The sequence below is a fragment of the Ruegeria sp. YTSC199 genome (genome assembly GCF_059609725.1).
This window is the reverse complement of the sequence record NZ_JBXWMF010000029.1, coordinates 39,639-63,682: the sequence shown is the minus strand read 5'-3', so window position 1 is coordinate 63,682 and position 24,044 is coordinate 39,639. Positions and strand designations below refer to the sequence as shown.

Sequence of the window (24,044 nt, the reverse complement as noted above, 5' to 3'; positions counted from 1 at the left end):
GAAATTACGCAAAACTGGTTGGTTCGGAAGGTCGATGACGCGGTTCACGATGAACGGAACCTCTTGTTCGGTCAAACCGCCATGGCTGCGGAGTGGTTCCTTCAGGGCCGCCAGATCATGACGATGCTCGGACGTGCCAATGCAGATGTTCTCGCCCGAAACCATCACGATATCGCCAATCCGGTCGCCCGGCAGCTCGAACTGTTCGATGGCTTCGGCCTTGGTCAACACGTGGGTTATACCCTCGGTTGCCCTGAGTTTGGCAATGATGTCATCCTGATCTGCGCCTTCGGGAAGATAGGCCGTGGCGAAAGACCCCAAGGCGCCGTGATGCACGACGTAAGGATCGGTAATGGGCAGGATGACCCGTGCGGCGTCCTTGCCCAGCCAATCGTCCATCAGATCCTGCGCATAGACAACGGCGGGTGATCCGTCTGGCAAGTGTTTTGGCTTCATGCCGTGATCGGCGGTCACCACGATGGCGGCACCCAGCGCGTCCAGTTCGCCCAGGTAACGATCAAACATCGCGTAGAAATCAAGTGCACCTTGCTGTTCAGGCGCGAATTTGTGCTGGATGTAGTCAGTGGTCGACAAATACATCACGTCGGGCTTGAACTCTTTCAACAGCTTGACGCCCGCAGCAAAGACAAACTCGGACAGCTCCGCTGAATAGACCTCGGGGACGTCCATGCCCAGCCATTTGCTTGCATTGTCAATACCGTGCTCGGCCATCGTCGTCCCGCCCGAGCGTTCAGAAGAAAAAGCGACGGCCCGACCTTCGTCGAATTTCAGCCCCGCACCAAGCAAGGCGCGGAGCTTGTCCTTGGCAGTGACCATGGCAACGCGGAACCCCGCATCGTAGAATTGCGAGAAAATGGTCGGTGCGCGCAGAAAACGCACGTCATTCATCATCACCTCCTCGCCGCTGTCTGGGTCAATCAGGTAGTTGCCGCAAATACCATGCACGATCGGCGGTCGCCCGGTCGCGATTGACAGGTTATTGGGGTTGGTAAAGGACGGGATCACGGAATGAGCCAACCGGTCCGTGCCTTCTTCTCTCATCCTCTTGAGATTGGGCATTAGCCCCTTGGCTATTGCGACTTCCAGATATTCCGGCTCGCATCCATCAAGGCAGATGGCGATTGCGGGCACTTTCGGCGTCGGATAGACGCGTTCGTTAGCTTCAACGGGTGTTTGGATAGTCATCTTATTGTGTTCCTTGATAGTTAAGCGGCCAGTTTGGCGCGTTCTTCCAATGCCCGGATGGGAGGGGCAGCACTTGTGACACCCATCTCCTCCAGTGTTTCTTTTGCTGCGGTCACAACTTTGCGCATGACCTCTTCATCCATTTGGCCAATACATCCGACTCGAAAGCTATCGACGACCGTCAGTTTTCCCGGATAGATGATGAAACCCTTGGATTTCATCAGGGTATAGAACTGGTCGAACACGAAGTTTTCGTCCGCCGGGCAGAAAAAAGTGACGATGATTGGGCTGAGCCAGCGACTGTCGAGCAAGGTTTCAAAACCCAGCTCGCGCATTCCTGCGACCATGACATCACGGTTGCGTGTATACCGCCCGCCGCGGCCAGAAACGCCCCCTTCGGCGGCGTGCGCCCTGAGTGCCTCGATGAACGCCGCGACTACATGGGTCGGAGGGGTGAACCGCCACTGGCCGGTCTTGTTCATATGCGCCCATTGCGCGTGCACGTCCAGGCTTAACGAATGGCTGTTGCCCTCAGCGGCCTCAAGCTCGGATTTTCGGGCAACTATGAAACCGAAACCGGGCACGCCTTCGATACATTTGTTGGCCGAGGACACCATCGCCTCATACCTGATCTCGCTCGGTTTCAACTCGATCGCACCAAAGGCAGACATCGAGTCAACCAGAAGCTTGCGCCCGGCGGCATAGGTGGCCTCGGAAATCTCTTCGACGGGATTCAAGATGCCCGAACTGGTTTCACAGTGAATTGCAACCACGTGCGTGATGTCGGGATCCTCGGCAAGAATACGGGCAACTTCGTCGCCGCGGGGCGGCAGGTAATCGCCCTTGTCCAGAACCACATGCGCGCGGTTCAGATACTCCAGGGTCTTTGCTGAGCGTTGCCCATAGGCACCATTAGCTAGAACCAGCGCCTTACCGTCGCGCGGAATGAATGATGCAAGCATCGCTTCGACCGAGAATGAGCCGCTGCCCTGCATAGGGACGCAATCGAAGTCATCAGCACCTTTGCCAAGCAACGCCAGCAGACTGGACCGAACCTCGCGCGTCATGGCGCGAAAGTCATCATCCCAACTGCCCCAATCCTTTAACATAGCTTCTTTCACGGCATAGGACGTCGTCAAAGGACCGGGTGTCAGAAGGTAAGGTTCACCGAGGCGCGGTTGTTCGATTTTGGGGTTGGAAGGCGTCATAACCAGGCTCCAGAAAGGTATTTTCAAGAACACAATTGCAGCAAACGTTTCTATATGTGAAATTGCAAATATCAATCTTATTATAAGCGCAGCCTATAAGCTGGCTTTGGAGGACCGCCATGCGACACAGCCAGCTCAAAGCCTTTCATTTTGTAGCCAAGCATGGGGGATTCTCGCGAGCTGCAGAGGCCCTTTTTCTGACGCAGCCGGCGATTTCGGAACAGGTACGCAAGTTGGAACAGGACCACGATCTGTTGTTGTTCCAGCGCGAGCGCAAACGTGTAACCTTAACCCCCGACGGCGAGCAGCTTTTTCGATTTACCAAGCAATACTTCGAGATCGAAAGTCAGATCGAAGATTACCTCTCGGAGACTAAGGCTTTGATCGATGGAGAGTTACGAATCATCGCCGACTCAGCGCACCACTTGACCGCGTTTCTGGGTCCCTTTCAGAAAAAAAATCCGAATGTCACGATCAGCGTGCGCTCGGGGAATAGCGAGGAGATTCTGGAAGAGCTCAGGGCTTATAACGCGGAAATTGGCGTAGTGGGCAGCCTGTCTCCAGGCAAGGATCTGGATGTCTTGAGTCTTGGTTCCACCGAGATCGTGGCCTTTGCCGCACAGGGTGTTCTTTTGGCGTCAAAACCCAGTCTGTCCCTAGAAGAGCTGTCAAATCTGCCGCTTATTTTCCGTGAAACAGGTTCGAAAACGCGCCAGAAACTGGAAGACGAGGCCAAGAAACACGGGATCACATTGAAACCGGCGATTGTAGCGGAAGGACGCGAGGCGATACGGGAACTTGTGGCCTCGGGCGCAGGTATAGGATTTGTCTCGCAGGCGGAGTACGGTCACGATGACCGTCTCCGACAGATCAGACTTAAAGGCATCAATCTGCAGATGGGTGAGAGTATCATATCGCTGTCGCAAAGGCGCGAAGTGAAGATCATCCGCGCCTTCACAGAGTTTGCGCAGCGTACCTTGGAGGAATGCCCCGCCAACGACTGATTGGCGGGACAGCGTACCAAGAGTGGCCGTTAGCGACTGCGCCAGGCCTGGGTGCGTTTCAGAATTCCCTTGGACGCTATCAGGTGAAGGATCCGGGCGAGGGCATTTGTATAAAAGATCATCATTCCCATCGCCGCAGCCGGTGCGATGTCCCCGGCATCATCCATGTTCAACACCGCGATCGACGCAAGCGTGGTCTTGGGCGAGTAGAGGAATACAACCGCCGACACGGTGGTCATCGCGTTGACGAACAGATAGATTGAAATGTCCAGAACCGCCGGCAGGCAGACAGGCACTGTAACCCGCGCAAACAGTTTCATCGTCGGCTGTTTTAGCGAGGCCGAGACGGACTCGAATTCGCGGTCCATTTGTTTGAGTGCGGTCACCGCTGTGAGGTGCGAAACTGTGTAAAAGTGCGTCACCGTACAGATCACCAATATCGCCATAGTGCCGTAGATGCCGTTCAACGGGTTCGAAGGGTTGTTAAAGAAGAAGATGTAGGACAGCCCCAGCACCATGCCCGGAATTGCCATTGGCAACATTGCGAACATCTGAAAGATCGATCTGCCGGTGTGGAAGCCTTTTGACTTTTCAACCAGATAGGCCCCGAAAAACACGACCGTGGTGCCGATCACTGCGGTCAGCAGGGCCAACCGGATCGAATTGAAATATGATCCCCATCCGCCGCCATCCATCTTGTCGAACTGATAGTTTCGCAGGCTAAGGCTTAAATCGTAGGGCCAAAATTTAATCAGTGCCGCGAACTGGCATACCGCCAGAAGACCGACGATGAACAGCCCAACAAGGCTACAATAGATGAGGAATAGGCGGTCAGTTTTCGGGTTTGGGGCTGCCTGATACGGCACTGACCGCGCCGACAGCAGCGCCACTTGTTTGGACTGGACCATGCGGTCGATACCAAAGGCGAGGATTGCAGGGATCACCAGAACCACGGAGACAACAGCGCCCATCTCAAAGTTTTGCTGGCCAATCACCTGTTTGTAGATATCCACCGCAAGCACGTTGAACTGCCCGCCGATGACTTTGGGCAGGCCAAAATCGGTAATCACCAGATTGAACACCACAAAGGCGGCTGAGATCAGGCCATAACGGGCACCCGGAACCGTGACCGTCCAGAACGTGCGCCATGGTGTTGACCGCAGACTCGCCGCTGCCTCATAAAGCCGCGCATCCGAGATTGCCAGCGCTGTTGAAATAATCAGGAAGGCGTGTGGGAAGGTGAAAAAGACCGATCCGATCACGATGCCGATCGGGCCGTATATACTTGCGCCAAACAGTAATTCCTTGATCATGCCCTGATTGCCGAACAGGTATACCAACGCAATACCTGGTAACAGCGAAGGGACCAAAATCGGCGCCATCGCGATCAGGCGAAAGACACCCTTGAACCGCATACAGCTGCGATTGAGCGCATAGGCGAACCAAAAAGCCAGCGTCACCGTCACAATGGTGCTGACAATGGATATCCAAAGCGAGTTCTTGATAGAATTGAACAGCGCAGGTGTCGAGAAGTAGTTTACAAAGTTGTCCAGACCTCGCGATTGAACGGGTCGCAATTGAACCCTGCGGAAGGTGTTGGAATCAAGCTCGATCCAATCAGTGCCGTCCTGAAGAGTCGACCCGACTAGAAAGCGCCCGGTGTCGCTTGTGTTCCGGATCTGGTACATGACCGGGCTGCGGAAGCTGAAATCCGGAAACAGACCCGCCACCGGCAAACGCCCGTCCGAACCAGTCACAAGATCGGTATCTGCAAACGTCTCGGTCTGGCGGTTAAGGGCATCTCCAGACAGGATCGTCCCGTCATAAACGCCCGCTTCATCACTGACCTGAAATTCGTATTGCGACAGTTCCACTCGATAGGTGGAAAACGACTTGGACAGCATTGTGTACAGCGGCAACGCCAGGGTCACGATCAGATAAAGAACGATGACCATCATGCTGCCGCGCATCAGGATGTCATCGCGGCTGAGCTTGGGTTTGATGCTTGGGCCAGGGGGCATGGTATCGCTGTTGGTGGAGATCGTACTCATGCCGCGACCTCCGGAACATCAAAGGCCATCAGGCGGTTTTCAGGAAGCTCAATAACCATGCTGCGTCCCTCTTCCAGTTCAAGACGACGCACAGCATTAATCGAGAAATCAGCAATCAGTTCCGATGACCCGAACCGCTCGTTGCTTAGACGGCAGCGCCAGAACGATCCCAGAAACTCCATCTCATCAAGTGTGACTTCGATGCAGTTTCGGTTGCCACCCGTATCCAGATACCCAGCTTCATGCGGAATTACATCTTCTGGTCTGATTGCCGCGACAACCGGCGTTCCGTCGTTGAATTGGTGGCCCAAGCAGGCAAAAGTTTTTTCGCCCACGCTCAACCGCCCGCCCTTTGTTACTTGAGACTGAATCTGGTTCATTTCACCAATAAAATCGGCCACAAACAAGTTGGCCGGTTCCCGGTAGATTTCTGTGGGTGAACCCACCTGCTCAATGACTCCGTGATTCATGACCACGATGCGATCAGCCATGGCCAGCGCCTCTTCCTGATCATGCGTCACCATCACGGTGGTCACGCCCAGTTTGCGCTGCAATTCCTTGATTTCGTGCCGCAAATGGACACGTACCTTGGCATCCAGTGCCGACAGGGGTTCGTCCAGCAACAACAAGCCGGGCTTGGACGCGATCGCGCGCGCAAGTGCAATCCTTTGCTGTTGCCCGCCCGACAGCTGCGCCGGGTATTTCTTACCCTGATCGGGAAGGCCAACCAGGTGCAGCAACTCGTTCACACGGACCGTAATTTCAGACTTGCTGCGGCCCGAGTTTTCCAGACCAAAGGCGATGTTCTTCTCAATCGTGAGGTTGGGAAACAGCGCATAGGACTGAAACACAATCCCGAAATCACGCTCGGACGGGGGCAGGTTGGACACATCCTTGCCGTCCTGCATGACCGTGCCTTTGGTTTGCAGGTCCAAACCTGCAATGGCACGCAGCAGAGTTGTTTTTCCGCAGCCTGACGGACCCAGAAAGCAGACAAACTCGCCTTCGTTGATATCCAGCGAAATATCCTTGAGTGCAAGAAAGCTGCCGAAGGCTTTCCACAGATTTTGGATACTGAGATACAGTTCACCGGGTGGCGTTTTCTGAAGCACGGGAGAGGTCCTCATATCTGCACCTCGGGCACGGCCGTACCTGGCCGGTCTGAACCGGGTGAGTAGGTTGTATTTGGGGGAACAAGAGTGTGGTGCGCAGGAGAGGTGCAAACACCCCTCCTGCCAATAGGATTACTTCGCTTCCGACTTTCCGTCATAGCGAGACTGCCATTCCTTCAGGATTGCCGCGCGATTGTTGGCGGCAAACTCAAAATCATTGTCAATCATGGCATCCAGAAGGCCGTCTGGGAAGTGATCGACCGGTTTTGCGACGCCGGGATAGGCCACAACCGCATAACCGCTGTTGTACATCTCGTTGGCTTCTTTGGTGACCGAGAAATCTACCAGTTTCTGAGCAGCTTCCAGGTTTCCCGTACCGGCAACAATTGCGGTTGCCTCCATGTCCCAGCCGACGCCTTCGGACGGGACGATGATTTCAAGCGGGGCGCCGTCTGCCTTTGATTTAGCACCGCGGAAGGCAAACGAGATACCGATCGGGATTTCGCCCGCAGCCGCCAGTTTGCAGGGCTTCGAACCCGAATGGGTATATCGCGCGATGTTATCGTGCAGCGCATCCATGTATTCCCAGCCGCCGTCTTCACCAAACATCTGCAGCCAGCTTGAAACATCAAGGAAACCAGTGCCTGATGAATTCGGGTTCGGCATGATCACCTGATCCTTGTACATTGGATCGGTGAGGTCCTTCCAAGATGTCGGAGGTGTCAGCCCGGCTTTTTCAGCCTCGACCGTGTTGTAGCAGACGGATGCAACCCAGGCGTCCATGCCTACCCAAGCCGGCGGGTTGTCATTGTCAACGAATTTTGGATCCAGGCTATCGACCCCGACCGGAGCGTAGGGCTCCAGCATGCCTTCAGATTTCAGCAGCAGCAGTGACGTGGCCGCTAGCCCCCAGACAACGTCAGCTTGCGGGTTATCCCGCTCAGCCAGCAGTTTTGCGGTGATGATGCCGGTCGAATCGCGAACCCAGTTGATTTTGATATCAGGATTGCTTTCGTTGAATGTCTCAGCATACCGGGCCAGATCTTCTGCCTCGACGGCAGTGTAAACTGTCAATTCCGTTTCTGATGCCGCTACCGTCGCGGTCAGTGTGCCGATGGCCAGAGCGGTAAGAAGTGATGTTGTGTGTTTCATTGTTGTCCTCTGTTGGAGATTTTTAAAGGGTTCGCCATTCTCATGCGGCGTTCTCGTTCAGATTAGTGCCGACAGTTTGACAGATAAAATCTTCAAGAAAAATCGATTATACCTTCAACGTCATAAGTCAGGCTTATGGAATAAGCTTCTGTTCACCGCAGGGTGCTGCGATCAGTTTTGGGTTTGCAGCAGGGTTCTAGACGTTTGGAATCAGGGCCTTGCTTGTATTGGGCATCACCCAGTCTAATCGCCTCCGGCACACACAATCCCCTGCACAAAGGCTGAACCGGCATTTCATATACGGTGGTCTGGCATTTTACGGGTCAAGTGAAGCAGCGTTGGTGTGTTTGCAGTTCGCGCTGCAATTGGCTTTGCTTCGCAAACTCGTCCCTTTCAAAAAAACCTGCGACAGCCCCGCGCCAATTCGACCAAGCGGCGTTTTTTCGTGCGTAACATGCCCAAACCAACCTGCCGCGAGCATGGCTGAACATACATAGAAGGTACCCGACCTGTCGCGTAGCACACGCCAGTTTCGGGGTATCGTGCCGTTGCGGGGCGCCATTTCGAACCACCTGAAGGTTGAAAGCAAATTGCCCGCAAAACAGCGACGCCCGGCTGGATTCGCAGGGAACGGTGACATTAAAGGGGTTGGCAATGCTGACGGCGCTTTGCCGACGACAGGAGCGTTGAGGATTGGCAGCGCAACCTGAAGGCCAACCTCACCGCGCCTTTACTGATGATCGATGCGGCACTTCCCCATCTGCGACAAACCCGGGGAAGCATTGCCAACTCCGGCTCGAGGCGGCTTCGTCTGCAAATTGTGAATTCGATGCGTCTAAGCTTTCGCGTTCGCGGCGAAAGACCGGTTTGACGGGCCGTCCTGCGGCACTTGAATCACGAGATGAGTGGCAGCAAAGGGCCGTTCGCTTAACGTTAAAACCCGAACTAGCAACAAGTCAGGCTGTCAGAGGCAACTTTAGTTGGCGGAAAGGTAAGTTAAGTGATCAAAAGGCAAAATTTCTCTGCTTTTGACACTCGCTTTTATTGGTCGGAGTGAGAGGATTCGAACCTCCGACCCCTGCCTCCCGAAGACAGTGCTCTACCAGGCTGAGCTACACTCCGACCGTGGCGGGTGATCTATACCCGGCAATTTGGATGTGCAAGAGGGTTTTTGAAGTCCTTCGTGGGAATTCCAGTCAGTCTGATGATGCCGAATTTTCGTCAGGGCAGGGGATCGGTTCGGTAAAGCCGGATTTTCGTTCCGCCATGATCCACTATGGGTCCCGGGGCCAATATCGGAAGGCGGGTTGCACGGGCAAGCGACTGGTTACTGGTCACGATTCCAACACGCCAGCCGCTGAACCGGGACATCAGAACTTTTCCCAAGCTGCCATATAAAGAGCGCAGACGCTTTTCATCGCCGATTCTGGCGCCATAGGGCGGGTTGACGATGACAAGACCCGAAGAGCCAACCGGGGGTTTGATGTCACTGACCGAACTGCACCGAAACCGTGTGTGCGCGGCAACTCCAGAGCGCTCCGCGTTGGTACTGGCCGCCTCGACAGCCCCTGCGTTTCGATCCGACCCATAGTGCACTGTTTCCGTTTCTGATCGTGGGCCGCTCTGTTGCATCGCGGCCCATGCTTCGGAGTCGAACCCTCGCAGGTCTTCGAAAGCAAAACGGCGGGACCGTCCTGGATTCAGCCCCAGGGCAATCTCGGCCGCTTCTATAACAAATGTCCCCGAACCGCACATCGGGTCCAGAACGGGCTCGGAACCGTCAAAGCCGCACTCGCGTAGGAACATGGCGGCCATCGTTTCGCGCATCGGCGCCTTGGCAACTGCCGTTTTATGGCCGCGCTTGTGTAATGGCTCGCCCGAAGTGTCGACAGACAAGGTGCATATATCCTTTTCGATCCTCAGCAAAACCCGCAGGCCCGCGTCTGAGGAAACCGGTGTGCCTACTGTGTCCGTGATCGCCCGCTCGATCCTTTGGCGGGCGGCGCCTGCATGGTAAATACGCGACTTGCGGCTGGTGGCCTCGACCTTGACCGGAATGTCGGGGCACAGGACATCAGACCAGGGAAACTTGCGCGCCCGTTTGTCGAGTTGCGCCAGATGAACCGCCGGGAAACTGCCCAAACGGACCAGAACCTTGTTGGCACCGCGCAGACACAGGTTTGCACGCCAGATTTCGGGCCAGTTGCCGCGGCAGCTTACCCCGCCTGGTACAATTTTGGCGCCAGCGAATCCCTTCTCAACAGCTTCGGCGTGCAATGGCGCCTCAAGCCCCGGGGTGGCCGCCAGAAAAATTTCAAGATCACTCGTCTGTTCCATTGGATTTGCTTACACTGGAAGCATTCCGGGCGCGACACGCAATTTGTGCTGCGACAAAACGTATATCTTCTGTGGAAAGTGACCGTCAAAGTTCAGTTTTGGCGGTAACAGGTTTGCTTTTAGCATCATCCCCGCGTAAAGGACCCCCAATCAGAACTACGCCCGCGGAATTCGGACGCATTTCGACGCTTTTGCGACGACTGTTTGAAAATCCCGCGTTATTGTCTGACCCTGAAAAGGTGTCGGCATGGCTGGCACAGGTAAAGAGGCTTGGAAGACAGTAGCGACATGCAAACTTTCAAACTGAAAAAAGGGTTGGAGTTACCGGTGCAGGGCGCACCGGAACAAACCATCCATCCGGGACCAGAATTCAAATCTGTTGGAGTGTTGGGGGACGACTACCTTGGCCTGAAACCGCGAATGCTTGTTCAGGAAGGTGACACGGTCCAGCGCGGCACACCGCTGTTTTGTCACAAGGATGTTCCCGACGCGATGATGGTTGCGCCGCTCAGCGGTAAGGTCGTCGCCATCAACCGTGGTGCCCGGCGTGTATTGCAGAGCGTCGTGATCGAGGTTTCGGACCCAAACGACGCGGGTGTTGATTTCTCGGGCGTCGGCAACAGTAACAGCGCCGAAGGTGTGACCGAGAAACTGTGCGCGGCGGGTCTGTGGACGGCTTTCCGCACGCGGCCATATTCGAAAATGCCGGCGCCGAGCACCAAACCGGCGGCAGTTTTCGTCACCGCGATGGATAGCGAACCGTTGGCAGCCGACGCGGCCATGATCATTGCCGATGCGAGTGAGGCATTTGCCGCGGGCTTGGGTGTGATCTCAAAGCTGACCGAGGGTAAAACCTATCTGTGCCACAAGGACGGCGATTCCATTCCGGGTGCAGATGTGGCGGGTGTCGAAGCCGCGGGCTTTTCCGGTCCGCACCCAGCGGGTCTGGCGGGCACGCATATTCACTTCCTCGAGCCGCTGGCCGGCGACAAGCAGGTCTGGACCGTTGGTTATCAGGATGTGATTGCCATTGGCCGGTTGTTCCAAACCGGGCATCTGGATCCTAACGTCGTGATCGCCCTCAGCGGCCCCTGCGCGCGGCAACCGCGCCTGATCCGAACCGTGATGGGCGCCTCGACCGATGATCTGACCCGCGACGAGATTGATGTAGACGGCACCGCCCGGATCATCTCGGGCTCGATCCTTTCTGGCGTGCACGCCGAGGGCACGACCGCCTATCTGGGCCGTTTTGCCCGTCAGATCAGCATCATTCGCGAGGATCACGATCAGATCACGATGGGTTGGATTCTTCCGATGCCCTCGAAGTTCGCGGTCCAGCCGGTGCTGGGCTCGGCCTTTGCGCGCAAACTCTACAAACTGACCAGCAACCTGAACGGTGGCCGTCGCGCGATGGTGCCAACAGGGACGTTCGAAGAGCTGATGCCGCAGGATTACCTGCCGACACAGCTGCTGCGGGCACTGCTGGTAATGGACACCGATACCGCTCAGGCACTGGGTGCTTTGGAGCTGGACGAAGAGGATCTGGGCCTTGTGGGCTTTGCCTGTCCGGCGAAATATGAATACGGGCTGGCGCTGCGCGACTGCCTGAACAAGATTGAAAAGGAGGGCTAATCCGAATGGGTTTGCGCAGCTTCTTTGACCGGATCGAGCCGAACTTTACCAAGGGCGGCAAGTACGAGAAGTTTTTCCCCATCTACGAGATGGTCGAAAGCTTTATCTACACTCCGAAAACCGTAACCTCCGTCGCCCCACATGCGCGGTCTTATGTGGATATGAAGCGTATCATGACCTATGTCGTGATCGCGACGATCCCCTGTATCCTGTGGGGTATGTGGAATACCGGATATCAGGCGAACTCGGCCATTGCCACGCTGGGGCCGGATGCGGCCACAGGCTGGCGGATCGCTCTGCTGCAGATGTTCGGTATCTCGCTGGATCCGTCCAGCATCTTTGCCAACGTCATGCACGGGCTGCTCTACTTCCTGCCGATTTATATCGTGACGCTGGTCGCAGGTGGTATTTTCGAGGTCATCTTCGCCACCGTGCGCGGTCACGAGGTGAACGAAGGTTTCCTTGTTACCTCAATGCTTTACACACTGATCATGCCTGCAACCACACCTTTGTGGCAGGTCGCCTTGGGCATCATCTTTGGCGTTGTGATCGGCAAAGAGGTGTTTGGCGGAACAGGCAAGAACTTCCTCAACCCCGCGCTGGTTGGCCGTGCATTTCTGTATTTCGCATATCCGGCGCAGATGTCGGGTGACGCGGTCTGGACGCCGGTTGACGGGTTCTCGGGTGCAACGGCTCTGGCCGTTTCCGCGGCCGACGGGATGCAGGCGCTGGCCGCCGAGGGCATCACCTGGTGGAGCGCATTCTACGGTACCATTCAGGGCAGTTTTGGTGAGACTTCAACGCTGGCCTGTATCATTGGTTTGGCCTTCCTGCTGATGACCAAGATCGCAAACTATCGCCTGATTGTCGGCTGTCTGGCCGGTACGATCGTGTTTACGTGGCTACTGAACCTGATCGGGTCAAATACCAACCCGATGTTTGCGATGCCCTGGTACTGGCATGTCGTACTGGGCGGGTATGCGTTCGGTCTGGCTTTCATGGTCACTGAACCGGTATCGGCAAGCCACACCAACCTGGGTCGTTACATCTATGGCGCGCTGATCGGTGTCATGGTTGTGCTGATCCGCGTGCTCAACCCGGCCTTTCCCGAAGGCATGATGCTGGCCATCCTGTTCGGCAACGTCTTTGCACCGCTGATCGACTATTTCGTCGTTCAGGCCAACATAAAACGGAGGGCGCGTCGCCATGTCTGATACGCAATCCCCAGATAACAACGGCGCACCGAAGGGCGCGATTGCCAAGTTTCTGGCGGCCTCACCGGACTCGGTCGGCAAAACGATATTTATCGCCGTGGCCGTCTGCCTTGTCGCTTCGATGGTTGTATCCGCCGCAGCTGTAAGCTTGCGCCCTGTTCAGGAAGCCAACGCGCTGAAAGACAAGCAGGTAAACGTTTTGCAAGTAGCGGGCGTTTACGAGCCCGGCATCGACGTGTCCGAAGCCTTCGCCGCTTTCGAACCGCACGTGCTTGAGCTGGCCACGGGCGATTTCGTGGATGATCAATTCGATCCGGCAACTTTCGATGATCAGGCTGCTGCAAGCGACCCCGAGCTGAGCGTCGCGCTGGATGACGACCCGGCAGGGATCGGCCGCAAGGCAAAGTACCGCGTAATCTATCTGTTGCGTGACGATGCAGGCGCGCTGGACAAGGTGATCCTGCCACTGCACGGCTATGGCCTGTGGTCGACGCTTTATGGCTTCATCGCGCTGGAAAATAACGGCAATGATATCTACGGCCTGCAATTCTATCAGCATGGTGAGACCCCGGGCCTAGGTGCCGAGGTGGACAACCCGCGCTGGAAAGCCCTGTGGAACGGTAAGAGGCTGCGTGATGACGCAGGTGATCTGCAGATCACCGTCGCCAAGTCGCAACCAGCGGCCGGACCTGACTTCTATGTCGATGCACTGGCGGGGGCCACACTGACCTCGGTTGGTGTCGATAACCTGGTGAGATTCTGGATGGGCGATGCGGGCTACGCTCCGTTTCTGGCCAAACTGCAAGCAGGAGAGCTTTGATGTCCCAGACCAAGAAAGAGATGCTGGTCGACCCGCTTGTCGACAACAACCCGATCACGCTGCAGGTTCTGGGCATCTGTTCCGCGCTGGCGGTGACGTCTTCGCTGCAGGTGGCTTTTGTGATGGCCCTGGCGGTAACCTTTGTGACCGCGTTCTCGTCGATGTTCATCTCGATACTGCGCAACCAGATCCCCGGCTCGATCCGGATTATCGTGCAAATGGTGATCATCGCCTCGCTGGTGATCCTGGTTGATCAGGTTCTCAAGGCCTATGCCTTCGAGATTTCGAAAACCCTGTCGGTTTTCGTCGGCCTGATCATAACCAATTGTATCGTGATGGGCCGCGCCGAGGCGTTTGCGATGAAGAACCCACCAGTTGCGTCCTTCATCGACGGTGTGGGTAACGGTATGGGTTATGGGCTGATCCTGATGCTGGTCGGTTTCATTCGTGAGCTGTTCGGCGCCGGGTCGCTGTTTGGTGTCACCATTCTGGAAACCATCAACAACGGTGGCTGGTACGTGCCGAATGGCATGTTGCTGTTGCCGCCCTCGGCGTTCTTCATCATCGGTCTGATCATCTGGGCCTTCCGCACATGGAAGCCGAACCAGGTCGAAGAACGTGAATACAAAATTCAGCAGGTAGAGGCCCACTGATGGAAGGTCTGATCTCACTGGCCGTTAAGGCCATCTTTGTCGAAAACCTTGCGCTCAGCTTCTTCCTGGGGATGTGTACCTTCATCGCCGTGTCCAAGAAGATTTCGACCGCGCTAGGTCTGGGCATCTCGGTCATGGTGGTTCAAGCCATCACCGTGCCTGCCAACAACCTGCTGCTGAATTATTTGCTGAAGCCGGGCGCGCTGGCATGGGCGGGTTTCCCGGACGTGGACCTAACCTTCCTTGGCTTGATCTCGTATATCGGCGTGATTGCGGCGATGGTTCAGATTCTCGAGATGGTTTTGGATAAGTACTTCCCGCCGCTCTACAACGCGCTGGGGATCTTCCTGCCGCTGATCACGGTGAACTGCGCCATTCTGGGTGGTTCGCTGTTCATGGTCGAACGCGACTACAACTTTGCCGAAGCCACAACCTATGGATTGTCTTCCGGCTTTGGCTGGGCGCTGGCGATTACCGCGATGGCGGGTGTTCGGGAAAAGCTGAAATACTCGGACATTCCCGACGGCCTGCAGGGTCTGGGTATCACTTTCATCACCGCAGGGCTGATGGCGATGGCCTTCATGTCCTTCTCGGGCGTGAAACTGTAAGGAGGGACCCATGGAAACGTTTAGCCTTGGCGTAATCCTTTTCACGCTGATCGTTCTGGCGCTGGTCGCCATCATCATGGCCGCGCGCTCGCGTCTGGTCTCGACCGGGAACGTCAACATCACCATCAACGGTGAAAAGACCATCTCGGTTCCGGCCGGCGGCAAGCTGCTGCAGACGTTGGCGGCCGAGAAACTGTTCGTCCCGTCCGCCTGCGGCGGTGGCGGCACCTGCGCGCAATGCCGGGTTAAGGTGCATTCGGGTGGTGGGTCGATCCTGCCGACCGAGGAAAGCCATATTACCAAGCGCGAAGCGTCTTGTGGTGATCGTCTATCGTGTCAGGTCGCGGTCAAGCAGGACATGAATATCGAAGTCCCAGAAGAGGTCTTTGGCGTAAAGAAATGGGAATGCACTGTCCGCTCAAACGAGAATGTGGCAACCTTCATCAAAGCGCTGACGCTAGACTTGCCGGAAGGCGAAGATGTGAACTTCCGCGCTGGTGGATACATCCAGATCGAAGCGCCCGCTCACCAGTTGAAATACACTGATTTCGACGTTGAGGAGGAATACCGCGAGGACTGGGACCGCTTTAATCTGTGGCAGTACGAGTCGGTTGTGAACGAACCAATCGAGCGCGCTTATTCGATGGCCAACTATCCGGATGAAAGAGGCATGATTATGCTGAACGTCCGGGTCGCGTCGCCGCCTCCAGGCTCCGACGGCATCCCTCCGGGTCAGATGTCTTCGTACATCTTCAACCTGAAGCCGGGCGACAAGGTTACGATTTCGGGTCCGTTTGGTGAGTTCTTTGCCCGCGAGACCGGCAAGGAAATGGTCTTCATCGGCGGTGGTGCAGGTATGGCGCCGATGCGCAGCCACATCTTCGACCAGCTCAAACGTCTTGAGAACCGAAACCGCAAGATCAGCTTCTGGTACGGTGCCCGGTCGAAGAAAGAGATGTTCTTTGTCGAGGACTTCGATCAGCTGGCAGAAGAGTTCGATAATTTTGAATGGCACGTGGCCCTGTCGGACGCACAGCCCGAGGATGATTGGAAAGGCTACACCGGCTTTATCCACAACGTTCTGTTCGAGGAATATCTCAAGAACCACCCCGCGCCCGAGGATTGCGAGTTTTATATGTGTGGCCCGCCGATCATGAACCAGTCGGTCATCAATATGCTGCTGGATTTGGGTGTGGATCGCGAAGACATTATGCTGGACGATTTCGGCGGTTAAGGAACGAAAAACCGGCGCACACAGCGCCGGTTTTTTTCATTCGGGCTTTTGGTAGAAGTCCCTGTACCAGGCCACGAATTCCTTCATGCCCCTGCTGATGTCCGTTTTCGGCTTATAGCCCGTGAGGCTCTGCAACAGATTGGTATCTGCCCAGGTCGCAGGCACGTCGCCTTTCTGCATCGGCATGTAGTTTCGCACCGCTTTCTTGCCGAGCGCATCTTCGATCGCCTCAATGAAGTCCATCAGGCGCACCTTATCTGAGTTCCCGATATTGACGATGCGGAACGGCGCGATCGGCGACAGGCTGTCGCCTTCAGCAATGTCATCCTTGCTCTGCGGTCGGACCGGAGCCGCGTCGATCAGCAGCCGTATCCCCCGCACTAGATCGTCGACATAGGTAAAGTCGCGATACATGTCGCCGTTGTTGTAAATGTCGATGGGCCGGTTGTTCAGGATCGCTTCGGTGAACTTGAAATAGGCCAGATCGGGCCGCCCCCAGGTACCGTAGACAGTGAAGAACCGGAACATGGTGGTCGGCAGGTTCCACAGATGGGCATAGGAATGGGCCATCGCCTCATTGGCTTTTTTGGTGGCCGCGTAAATCGTCAGTTGGTTGTCCGCCTTGTCCGTTTCGGCAAAAGGCATCTTCTCATTTGCGCCGTAAATCGAGGATGTCGAGGCCATCAGAAGGTGCTCAACCTCATGTTCACGCGCAACCTCCATCACGTTGAAAGTTCCGACCACGTTCGAACTGACATAGCTGCGCGGGTCTTCGAGGCTGTAGCGCACCCCGGCCTGCGCGGCGAGGTGGACGATCACCTCGGGCTGAAACTCATCGGCGACCTGCATCAGGCGTTCGTGGTTTTCCAGCAAATCCTCGGTCGCGGAAAATCCCGGTGTCTGCAACAGCATCTGGTGGCGACGCTGTTTCAGGGTAACGTCATAATAGTCCGTCATCCCGTCATAGCCATGCACACGGAATCCTTCGGACAGCAGCAGCTTCGCCAGATGGAACCCGATAAATCCCGCCGTGCCCGTGACCAGAACCCGTTTCATGCAACCCTCGACCTCAACGCTATCTTTGACGCATCAGGGATACTGTCACCGAAACAAGGTCAAGGGGTTTCTGGGCAGAAATGCCTAGCCGACGATCATCTGCTTCATCCGAAGCGCTTCGTATTCCAGTTCTTTCAGGCGGAAATGCACCACGTCACCGATGGTGATGACGCCGCACAGGTTACCGTCACGCAGTACCGGCATGTGGCGGAACCGGCCTTCGGTCATGGTTTTCAGAACGTCGTTCAGATAGTCATCCGGCGCGCAGGTCTTTACCTCGCGCGTCATCAGGTCCTCGACCGCTTGCGGCAGGGTCTGGCCGGGCGTGTCCGCCATGCGCCGCACGATATCACGCTCGGACAGGATACCCTGCAACGTGCCGTTCTGGTCGGTCACCAGAACCGCACCGATCCGCTTTTCCTTGAGCGTGTTGACCACTGAATGGATCGTTTCGTTCGGGCGCACCGAAAACACCGCATCCCCTTTACCTTCAAGCAACTTGGCCACGGTTGTCTGCGAGTGCGACAGGTTCGAGTCCGTCGATTGGCTGTACGTGGACTTGTCAGCCTTGTCGCCACGCGATGGCGATTGGTAAGAGGTTGGGGCCATGGGCAATCTCCTTCATGGTTATTGCAAAGTCTTTCCCTTTCACCTTAGCGCAGCTAAACGACCTGTATAGGGTGCATTTGCACTGATCGGCAGAATATCCTGCCAGCAGAGGAACCTTAAGCCTTTGAACGAGCTGTACCTTACCCCACCCGTGGCCGCGTTGATTTTCTTTGCGGTGGTCGTTTGCGGCCATAATTTCCGCATGGCGTGGAAACAGCAGGCTCCGGGATGGCAGAAACGGGCGTGGCTGTTCGGCGTACCAGCGGGAATCGGCCTTTTGGTTCTGGGCTTTTTGCCGCTGAAGCTGTGACGCCGGTTTGACTCCGGCAAGGGTGGCTGGCATATGCCGGGCACTGATTTCCAGGAGACCATCCCATGCGTCTTGTGCCTGTTCTGGCCTTTGTCACACTTTTGTCCGGCTGCCTGTTCGACAAGGAGCCCGAAGTGGTTCGCCTTTCCGGTGAGACAATGGGTACGACGTTTAACATCACCGCCATTGGAGAGGATCTGGACGAGGACGCTTTGGCCGCAGCGGTCCAAGAAACCTTGGCCGAGGTCAACGCCAAGATGTCGAACTGGGACCCGAATTCCGAGGTCTCCACCTTTTCCGCCGCAATCGGCACCGATCCGATGCCGGTGTCCGAAGAATTTGTACTGGTGATGGCAGCTGCAAATGAGGTGCATGAGAAAACCGGTGGCATCTTCGACGTTACCCTTGGCCCGCTGATCGAGTTGTGGGGCTTTGGCCCGCGCACGCCGGAAGACCCGGTGCCCTCGGACGTCGAGATTGAAGCCGCGCTGAACGGCGTCGGCCAAAACCGGTTGCTGACCCTGGATGCCGAAGCGGGCACGCTGTCGAAATCCGCGCCTGGCGTGGGCATCAACCTGTCCGCAATTGCCAAGGGCTATGGTATCGACGCTGTGGCCGGGACCCTGCGTGAGGCCGGGATCGAGGATTACCTGGTCGAGATAGGTGGCGATCTGGTCACCAAGGGCCAGAACGACAAGGGCGAGGCCTGGCGGATCGGGATCGAAAAGCCGCAGGCCGGGGCGCAAACGCCGCAGCTGATCGTATCGTTGGGCGATCTGGGCATGGCCAGTTCGGGCGATTACAAAAATTTCTTTGAACAGGACGGCGTGCGTTATTCGCATATTATCGACCCGACAACGGGACGACCGATCACGCACCGGACCACTTCAGTGACCGTTCTGGCCGAAAACGCGATGATGGCCGATGCCTGGGCCACCGCGATGCTGGCGCTGGGGCAGGAAAAGGGCCTTGAGCTGGCTGAACAGCATGAACTTGCTGTGTATTTCATTTCGCGGGATGTGACAGGCGGCGAAGAAGCCTATATCACCGTACACAGCACAGCGTTCAAAGACGCGCTCGGAACCAACTAACCGGTAGGACCCATGATGAGCACCTTTATTCTGGCCTTTATTCTGCTGACCCTCGTTGTGGTGGGCATGTCGTTGGGCGTGATGCTGATGGGCAAGACCATCAAGGGCAGCTGCGGCGGTCTGAACGCGATCTCGGGCTCGGATAAATGCGTGGTCTGCCAGAAAGACGTCGATCCGAACTCGCCGCTGCGGGATAAGCTTCAGTGCAAGCGCGCGAAGAAGATGCAGGAGCAGATGGAACGTCAGGCAGAGGCGTAATTTAAGCTTCGCCCCGGGCAGGGAATTGGCTAACTAGGTCCCCAGAGACACTTGGGGGGCAATGCCTTGGCCAAAGCCAAAAACATCCTGTTCATCATGTTCGATCAGCTCCGCTGGGATTACCTGAGCTGTTACGGCCACCCGCATCTGCAAACCCCAAACATTGACCGACTGGCCGCGCGGGGCGTTCGGTTCGACCGGGCCTATATTCAATCTCCCATCTGCGGCAGCTCACGCATGTCCACCTATACCGGGCGCTATGTTCATTCGCATGGGGCTTCGTGGAACGGCATCCCTCTGAAGGTGGGTGAGATCACCATGGGTGACCATCTGCGTAAGGCGGGGATGGATTGCTGGCTGGTCGGCAAAACCCATATGAAAGCGGATGCCGAAGGGATGGCACGGCTGGGTCTGGAGCCCGACAGCCTGATCGGTGCCCGCGTGGCGGAATGCGGGTTCGACGTCTACGAACGTGACGACGGGATGCGCCCCGAAGGCCCGGATGGTTTCTATGACCCGGACGGGGCGAAGGAGTACAACAAGTATCTCACCGATAAAGGTTACGAGAGTGATAACCCCTGGCACGACTTTGCCAATTCCGGGTTGGATGCGGATGACAACGTGCTTTCCGGATGGTTTCTGAAGAACTCGAGCAAGGCGGCGAATATTGCCGAAGAGGACAGTGAAACGCCATACCTGACGGGTCGTGGCATCGAATTCATGGAAAGCCATGATGCCCCGTGGTGCTGTCACCTGAGCTATATCAAGCCCCACTGGCCGTATATCGTGCCGGAACCTTACGCCTCGATGTACGGGCCCGAGCACATTCTGCCGGTGATCCGGTCAATCGCCGAGCATGAGAATGCCCACCCGGTGCTGCGCGCGTTCATGGACACGAAAATCGGCCAGGCTTTCTCGCGTCAGGACGTGCGAGAAGCAGTGATCCCCGCCTATATGGGTCTGATCAAACAGGCCGACGATCAGATGGGCCGTTTGTTCGACTGGATGGAGAAATCCGGCCGGATGGACGACACGATGATCGTTCTGACCTCGGATCACGGCGATTTTCTGGGCGATCACTGGATGGGCGAGAAGACCTTCTTCCACGATGCCTCAACCAAAATACCGCTGATCATCTATGACCCGTCGCCCGAGGCAGACCTGACGCGCGGCACCGTCAGTGATGCGCTGGTTGAATCCATCGACCTCGCCCCAACCTTTGTGGATGTGGCCGGGGGAGAGGTCGCCCCACATATCCTTGAAGGGCATTCTCTGCTGCCGATCCTGCATGGTCAGCAGGATGAAACGCGGCGCGATGTGGTGATCTGCGAATACGATTATTCGGCCTCGCCCATTGCCGATATGCTAAATGCCCCGGTCCGCGATGCAGTGATGTTCATGGTCGCCAACAAGAAATGGAAGCTGATCCATTGCGAAGGGGGCTACCGACCGCTTCTTTTCGATCTGGAGAACGATCCGGAAGAGCTGACCGATCTGGGCGACGGTGCCGATCATGCTGAGGTCATTGCCGAGATGTACGACCACCTCTTCACCTGGACCCGCCGCCCCTCGCAACGCACCACCCGGTCAGAACGACAACTGATCGAGATGCGCACGAAAAGCCGGGGCAGGGGGGTTGTCTTGGGGATATATGACGAAAACGAGGCCCCGCTGGACCTGACCGTCAAGTACCGGGGGCGCAAAGCCAGGCCTTTTGCTGAATATATCGGCAAGGACAAACCGCCACGTCATTAATTCTGTCCGGCGCGGGTCAAAAGGCGGTTCACCCGCCGGTGGTCAGACGATACAAGACGGGCCAAGAGCAGAAATCCGGAGAGCCGAAATGACCGCCCCCAAACCCGTTGTCCTGTGCATTCTTGATGGTTGGGGCCTGTCCGAGGACACCAAAGCCAACGCGCCCTATCTGGCCAACACGCCGACCTTCGACGCGATCATGGCCGACGGTCCGCACGCGACTTTGATAACGCACGGGCCGGATGTAGGCCTGCCCAGCGGCCAAATGGGCAACTCCGAAGTGGGCCACACGAATATCGGCGCGGGCCGTGTTGTGGCGATGGACTTAGGGCAGATTGATCTGGCGATCGAGGATGGCTCGTTCGTCGAAAACGTAGCGCTGCAGGATTTCGTCGCCAAGGTTAAGACCTCGGGTGGCACCGCGCATCTGATGGGGCTGGTGTCCGATGGTGGTGTCCACGGTCACCTGAACCACATCGTTGCCGCGGCCAAAGCGATCACCGACGCAGGCGTTCCCGTCGCGCTGCACGCTATGACCGATGGGCGCGACGTGGCGCCGAAATCGGCCTTTTCCTACATCGCCGAGCTGGAAGACCGCCTGCCCGAAGGCGCGCGTATTGTCACGGTCAGCGGGCGCTATTTCGCGATGGACCGCGACAATCGGTGGGAACGCATCAGTGAGGCCTATGAGGCAATGATCAAGGGTCAGGGCCGGACAGCTGCCTCCGCGCATGGCGCGATTGACCATGCCTACAACCAGTCGGAAACCGATGAGTTCATCGTGCCCACGGTTCTGGATGGATTTGACAGCGTGAAAGACGGCGACGGGGTTTTCTGTCTCAACTTCCGCGCAGACCGCGCACGAGAGATTCTGCGCGCGATTGGTGAGCCAGGTTTTACCGATTTCGACACCGGCCCGCGCCCGCAGCTTTCTGCCCTGCTGGGAATGGTTGAATACTCGGACGGGCACAACGCCTATATGACCACCGTGTTCCCAAAGCGCGATATTGTAAACACGCTGGGCGAATGGGTCGCCAAACAAGGTCTGCGCCAGTTCCGCTTGGCCGAGACCGAGAAATACCCGCACGTCACCTTCTTCCTCAACGGCGGCAAGGAAACGCCCGAAGTGGGCGAAGACCGCTTTATGCCGAAATCGCCCAAAGTGGCGACCTATGATCTGCAGCCCGAAATGTCCTCGGTTGAAGTGACTGCCAAGTTCGTCGAGGCGATCGAAGCAGGCTATGACCTGATCGTCACCAACTATGCCAACCCGGACATGGTTGGTCACACAGGTGACCTGCAGGCGGCGATCAAGGCCTGTGAGGCCGTGGATCAGGGTTTGGCTCAAGTTGTCGCTGCGCTGAAAAAGGCAGGCGGCGCAATGATCGTGACCGCCGACCACGGCAACTGCGAGCAGATGGTCGATCCCGAAACCGGCGGGCCGCACACTGCGCATACACTGAACCCGGTCCCTGTGGCATTGGTTGGCGGTCCCGCGGACGCCACGCTGCGCAACGGGCGCTTGTCTGATCTGGCGCCAACCCTGTTGCAGCTGATGGGGTTGGAACAGCCACCGGAAATGACCGGGAAGAGCCTGCTGTCATGACCATTCGTGCGCTTTTTCTGGCGCTGCTGTTTGTGACACCGGTTCATGCGCAGACCGACCCGGCCACAGCCGCGCTAAATGCGGCGCAGATGCTGGAGGAGGCCTCGGTCGCCCTGACCGAGGCGGAAAGTGCCCGCGACCGCGTGCGCGCCCTGACCGAAACCATTCAGGCCTATGAGGCCGGTCTGACCGCCATGCGTGAAGGCCTGCGCCGCGCAGCCACGCGCGAGGCGCAACTGACCGCCGAACTGCGTACCCGTGAAAAAGAAATAGCACAGTTGTTGGGCGTGTTGCAGACCATTGAGACGACGGCTCCGCCGGTTCTCATGCTGCACCCCTCGGGGCCGCTGGGGTCAGCCCGGGCGGGGATGATGCTGTCCGAGGTCACGCCGGGCCTGAACGCCCGCGCGCAGGCATTGGCACATGATCTGCAAGAGGTGCAGACCCTGCGCCAGTTGCAGCAAAGTGCGGCCGAAACGCTGACCGAAGGACTGGCTGGCGTCCAGACCGCCCGCACGCAATTAAGTACCGCCATCGCCGACCGCACCGACTTGCCCAGCCGTTTCGTCGAAGATCCGGTTCGCACTGCAATCCTGATCTCGTCCACAGAGACACTGGAAGGGTTTGCCAGCGGCCTGTCGGAAATCTCTGAAGGGGAAATCACCGAAACCAATGCCGATATCTCCGACCGCAAAGGCGAGATCGCATTGCCCGCACAGGGTATCCTGCTACACCGCGCGGGGGAAACGGATGCGGCTGGCGTCAAACGTCCCGGCGTGGTCTTGGGAACGCGTCCCCGCGCGATTGTGACCTCGCCGACGGCCGCCACGATACGCTATCGCGGACCTCTTCTAGACTTGGGAAATCTAGTGATACTGGAGCCTCAACCCGGGCTTTTGTTCGTGTTTTCAGGCCTGCTAGAGGTTTACGGCAACACCGGACAAGTGATTCCCGAGGGTACTCCGGTCGGGCTGATGCCCGGTGAAACGCCTGAAATCGGCGCTATTTTGTCAACAAGCGGTGATGGCACTGGAACTGACCGGTCAGAAACGCTCTATATAGAGGTAAGACAGGATAACAGCCCCGTGGACCCGGAATCATGGTTCCGGACCAGCAAGGATGGATGAA

At 56.9% G+C, this 24,044-nt stretch carries 21 protein-coding genes and 1 tRNA gene; 13 read left to right on the top strand and 9 right to left on the bottom strand.

Annotated elements, in window-relative coordinates; translation table 11 throughout:
* Together phnA and AC2FEE_RS21245 are read right to left on the bottom strand one after the other, a co-directional pair.
* Nucleotides 1-1,206, bottom strand: a 1,206-nt coding sequence (gene phnA, locus AC2FEE_RS21250) for a phosphonoacetate hydrolase (protein ID WP_496867347.1), incomplete at its 3' end; no start/stop codon positions are given.
* 20 nt (nucleotides 1,207-1,226) lie between these two features.
* Nucleotides 1,227-2,414, bottom strand: coding sequence for a 2-aminoethylphosphonate--pyruvate transaminase (locus tag AC2FEE_RS21245; protein WP_496867345.1), 1,188 nt, complete (start codon nucleotides 2,412-2,414; stop codon nucleotides 1,227-1,229).
* A 119-nt stretch (nucleotides 2,415-2,533) separates the two neighbouring features.
* Between AC2FEE_RS21245 and AC2FEE_RS21240 the strand changes: the two genes are divergently transcribed.
* Nucleotides 2,534-3,418, top strand: coding sequence for a LysR substrate-binding domain-containing protein (locus AC2FEE_RS21240; protein WP_496867343.1), 885 nt, complete (start codon nucleotides 2,534-2,536; stop codon nucleotides 3,416-3,418).
* A gap of 29 nt (nucleotides 3,419-3,447) precedes the next feature.
* On the opposite strand, the gene AC2FEE_RS21235 is transcribed toward AC2FEE_RS21240, so the two are convergent.
* The 5 genes from AC2FEE_RS21235 to AC2FEE_RS21215 all read right to left on the bottom strand — a co-directional run bounded on the left by AC2FEE_RS21235 (nucleotide 3,448) and on the right by AC2FEE_RS21215 (nucleotide 10,070).
* Nucleotides 3,448-5,469, bottom strand: a complete 2,022-nt coding sequence (locus AC2FEE_RS21235) for a putative 2-aminoethylphosphonate ABC transporter permease subunit (RefSeq protein WP_496867341.1) — start codon at nucleotides 5,467-5,469, stop codon at nucleotides 3,448-3,450.
* Complete coding sequence (locus tag AC2FEE_RS21230; protein ID WP_496867339.1) at nucleotides 5,466-6,581, bottom strand: putative 2-aminoethylphosphonate ABC transporter ATP-binding protein; 1,116 nt, start codon at nucleotides 6,579-6,581, stop codon at nucleotides 5,466-5,468. The genes AC2FEE_RS21235 and AC2FEE_RS21230 overlap by 4 nt, the downstream gene beginning before the upstream one ends.
* 132 nt (nucleotides 6,582-6,713) lie before the next feature.
* Nucleotides 6,714-7,733, bottom strand: coding sequence for a putative 2-aminoethylphosphonate ABC transporter substrate-binding protein (locus AC2FEE_RS21225; RefSeq protein WP_496867337.1), 1,020 nt, complete (start codon nucleotides 7,731-7,733; stop codon nucleotides 6,714-6,716).
* Between the two features lie 1,045 nt (nucleotides 7,734-8,778).
* Nucleotides 8,779-8,855, bottom strand: a tRNA-Pro gene (locus AC2FEE_RS21220).
* A gap of 99 nt (nucleotides 8,856-8,954) precedes the next feature.
* Complete coding sequence (locus AC2FEE_RS21215; RefSeq protein WP_496867335.1) at nucleotides 8,955-10,070, bottom strand: THUMP domain-containing class I SAM-dependent RNA methyltransferase; 1,116 nt, start codon at nucleotides 10,068-10,070, stop codon at nucleotides 8,955-8,957.
* Between the two features lie 288 nt (nucleotides 10,071-10,358).
* Here AC2FEE_RS21215 and AC2FEE_RS21210 point away from each other — a divergent pair, with 288 nt between their 5' ends.
* From AC2FEE_RS21210 to nqrF, 6 genes are read left to right on the top strand one after another with little or no spacing between them, the layout of a single operon-like run.
* Nucleotides 10,359-11,702 (top strand): Na(+)-translocating NADH-quinone reductase subunit A, encoded by a 1,344-nt coding sequence (locus tag AC2FEE_RS21210; RefSeq protein ID WP_496867333.1) that lies wholly within the window; start codon nucleotides 10,359-10,361, stop codon nucleotides 11,700-11,702.
* 5 nt (nucleotides 11,703-11,707) lie between these two features.
* The gene (locus tag AC2FEE_RS21205) at nucleotides 11,708-12,916 is read left to right on the top strand and encodes an NADH:ubiquinone reductase (Na(+)-transporting) subunit B (protein ID WP_496867331.1); all 1,209 of its coding nucleotides are present in this window, start codon (nucleotides 11,708-11,710) and stop codon (nucleotides 12,914-12,916) included.
* Nucleotides 12,909-13,736: a Na(+)-translocating NADH-quinone reductase subunit C gene (locus tag AC2FEE_RS21200; RefSeq protein WP_496867330.1), complete on the top strand. Its 828-nt coding sequence runs from the start codon at nucleotides 12,909-12,911 to the stop codon at nucleotides 13,734-13,736. Before AC2FEE_RS21205 ends, AC2FEE_RS21200 begins: the two co-directional genes overlap by 8 nt.
* Nucleotides 13,736-14,389: an NADH:ubiquinone reductase (Na(+)-transporting) subunit D gene (locus AC2FEE_RS21195; protein WP_170401640.1), complete on the top strand. Its 654-nt coding sequence runs from the start codon at nucleotides 13,736-13,738 to the stop codon at nucleotides 14,387-14,389. Before AC2FEE_RS21200 ends, AC2FEE_RS21195 begins: the two co-directional genes overlap by 1 nt.
* On the top strand, nucleotides 14,389-14,997 hold the full coding sequence (gene nqrE / locus AC2FEE_RS21190; RefSeq protein ID WP_039526851.1) for an NADH:ubiquinone reductase (Na(+)-transporting) subunit E: 609 nt from the start codon (nucleotides 14,389-14,391) through the stop codon (nucleotides 14,995-14,997). Before AC2FEE_RS21195 ends, nqrE begins: the two co-directional genes overlap by 1 nt.
* Nucleotides 14,998-15,007: 10 nt before the next feature.
* The gene (gene nqrF, locus AC2FEE_RS21185; protein ID WP_496867329.1) at nucleotides 15,008-16,231 is read left to right on the top strand and encodes an NADH:ubiquinone reductase (Na(+)-transporting) subunit F; all 1,224 of its coding nucleotides are present in this window, start codon (nucleotides 15,008-15,010) and stop codon (nucleotides 16,229-16,231) included.
* Between the two features lie 36 nt (nucleotides 16,232-16,267).
* Here nqrF and AC2FEE_RS21180 read toward each other — a convergent pair whose 3' ends face one another.
* Together AC2FEE_RS21180 and AC2FEE_RS21175 are read right to left on the bottom strand one after the other, a co-directional pair.
* On the bottom strand, nucleotides 16,268-17,287 hold the full coding sequence (locus AC2FEE_RS21180) for an NAD-dependent epimerase/dehydratase family protein (protein WP_496867328.1): 1,020 nt from the start codon (nucleotides 17,285-17,287) through the stop codon (nucleotides 16,268-16,270).
* 84 nt (nucleotides 17,288-17,371) lie between these two features.
* Nucleotides 17,372-17,896 (bottom strand): CBS domain-containing protein, encoded by a 525-nt coding sequence (locus AC2FEE_RS21175; RefSeq protein WP_480591170.1) that lies wholly within the window; start codon nucleotides 17,894-17,896, stop codon nucleotides 17,372-17,374.
* 151 nt (nucleotides 17,897-18,047) lie between these two features.
* Here AC2FEE_RS21175 and AC2FEE_RS21170 point away from each other — a divergent pair, with 151 nt between their 5' ends.
* From AC2FEE_RS21170 to AC2FEE_RS21145, 6 genes are all read left to right on the top strand, one after another.
* A complete protein-coding gene (locus AC2FEE_RS21170; RefSeq protein ID WP_496867326.1) occupies nucleotides 18,048-18,206 on the top strand; it encodes a hypothetical protein in 159 nt (52 codons plus the stop codon).
* Nucleotides 18,207-18,271: 65 nt separating this feature from the next.
* Entirely contained in the window at nucleotides 18,272-19,297 is a 1,026-nt protein-coding gene (locus AC2FEE_RS21165) for an FAD:protein FMN transferase (protein ID WP_496867325.1), read from the top strand.
* Nucleotides 19,298-19,312: 15 nt separating this feature from the next.
* Entirely contained in the window at nucleotides 19,313-19,555 is a 243-nt protein-coding gene (nqrM, locus tag AC2FEE_RS21160; RefSeq protein WP_496867324.1) for a (Na+)-NQR maturation NqrM, read from the top strand.
* Between the two features lie 96 nt (nucleotides 19,556-19,651).
* Entirely contained in the window at nucleotides 19,652-21,310 is a 1,659-nt protein-coding gene (locus AC2FEE_RS21155; RefSeq protein WP_496867353.1) for a sulfatase-like hydrolase/transferase, read from the top strand.
* An 88-nt stretch (nucleotides 21,311-21,398) separates the two neighbouring features.
* Entirely contained in the window at nucleotides 21,399-22,916 is a 1,518-nt protein-coding gene (gene gpmI, locus AC2FEE_RS21150) for a 2,3-bisphosphoglycerate-independent phosphoglycerate mutase (protein ID WP_496867323.1), read from the top strand.
* Nucleotides 22,913-24,043 (top strand): murein hydrolase activator EnvC family protein, encoded by a 1,131-nt coding sequence (locus tag AC2FEE_RS21145; RefSeq protein ID WP_496867322.1) that lies wholly within the window; start codon nucleotides 22,913-22,915, stop codon nucleotides 24,041-24,043. The genes gpmI and AC2FEE_RS21145 overlap by 4 nt, the downstream gene beginning before the upstream one ends.
* Nucleotide 24,044 lies beyond the last annotated feature (1 nt).

Bases quoted from the DNA above. Each gene is read 5' to 3' on its own strand.
- AC2FEE_RS21245 (WP_496867345.1), bottom strand. From the start codon at position 2,414: ATGACGCCTTCCAACCCCAAAATCGAACAACCGCGCCTCGGTGAACCT.
- AC2FEE_RS21240 (WP_496867343.1), top strand. From the start codon at position 2,534: ATGCGACACAGCCAGCTCAAAGCCTTTCATTTTGTAGCCAAGCATGGG.
- AC2FEE_RS21235 (WP_496867341.1), bottom strand. From the start codon at position 5,469: ATGAGTACGATCTCCACCAACAGCGATACCATGCCCCCTGGCCCAAGC.
- AC2FEE_RS21225 (WP_496867337.1), bottom strand. From the start codon at position 7,733: ATGAAACACACAACATCACTTCTTACCGCTCTGGCCATCGGCACACTG.
- AC2FEE_RS21215 (WP_496867335.1), bottom strand. From the start codon at position 10,070: ATGGAACAGACGAGTGATCTTGAAATTTTTCTGGCGGCCACCCCGGGG.
- AC2FEE_RS21210 (WP_496867333.1), top strand. From the start codon at position 10,359: ATGCAAACTTTCAAACTGAAAAAAGGGTTGGAGTTACCGGTGCAGGGC.
- AC2FEE_RS21205 (WP_496867331.1), top strand. From the start codon at position 11,708: ATGGGTTTGCGCAGCTTCTTTGACCGGATCGAGCCGAACTTTACCAAG.
- AC2FEE_RS21200 (WP_496867330.1), top strand. From the start codon at position 12,909: ATGTCTGATACGCAATCCCCAGATAACAACGGCGCACCGAAGGGCGCG.
- AC2FEE_RS21195 (WP_170401640.1), top strand. From the start codon at position 13,736: ATGTCCCAGACCAAGAAAGAGATGCTGGTCGACCCGCTTGTCGACAAC.
- nqrE (WP_039526851.1), top strand. From the start codon at position 14,389: ATGGAAGGTCTGATCTCACTGGCCGTTAAGGCCATCTTTGTCGAAAAC.
- nqrF (WP_496867329.1), top strand. From the start codon at position 15,008: ATGGAAACGTTTAGCCTTGGCGTAATCCTTTTCACGCTGATCGTTCTG.
- AC2FEE_RS21180 (WP_496867328.1), bottom strand. From the start codon at position 17,287: ATGAAACGGGTTCTGGTCACGGGCACGGCGGGATTTATCGGGTTCCAT.
- AC2FEE_RS21175 (WP_480591170.1), bottom strand. From the start codon at position 17,896: ATGGCCCCAACCTCTTACCAATCGCCATCGCGTGGCGACAAGGCTGAC.
- AC2FEE_RS21165 (WP_496867325.1), top strand. From the start codon at position 18,272: ATGCGTCTTGTGCCTGTTCTGGCCTTTGTCACACTTTTGTCCGGCTGC.
- nqrM (WP_496867324.1), top strand. From the start codon at position 19,313: ATGAGCACCTTTATTCTGGCCTTTATTCTGCTGACCCTCGTTGTGGTG.
- AC2FEE_RS21155 (WP_496867353.1), top strand. From the start codon at position 19,652: ATGTTCGATCAGCTCCGCTGGGATTACCTGAGCTGTTACGGCCACCCG.
- gpmI (WP_496867323.1), top strand. From the start codon at position 21,399: ATGACCGCCCCCAAACCCGTTGTCCTGTGCATTCTTGATGGTTGGGGC.
- AC2FEE_RS21145 (WP_496867322.1), top strand. From the start codon at position 22,913: ATGACCATTCGTGCGCTTTTTCTGGCGCTGCTGTTTGTGACACCGGTT.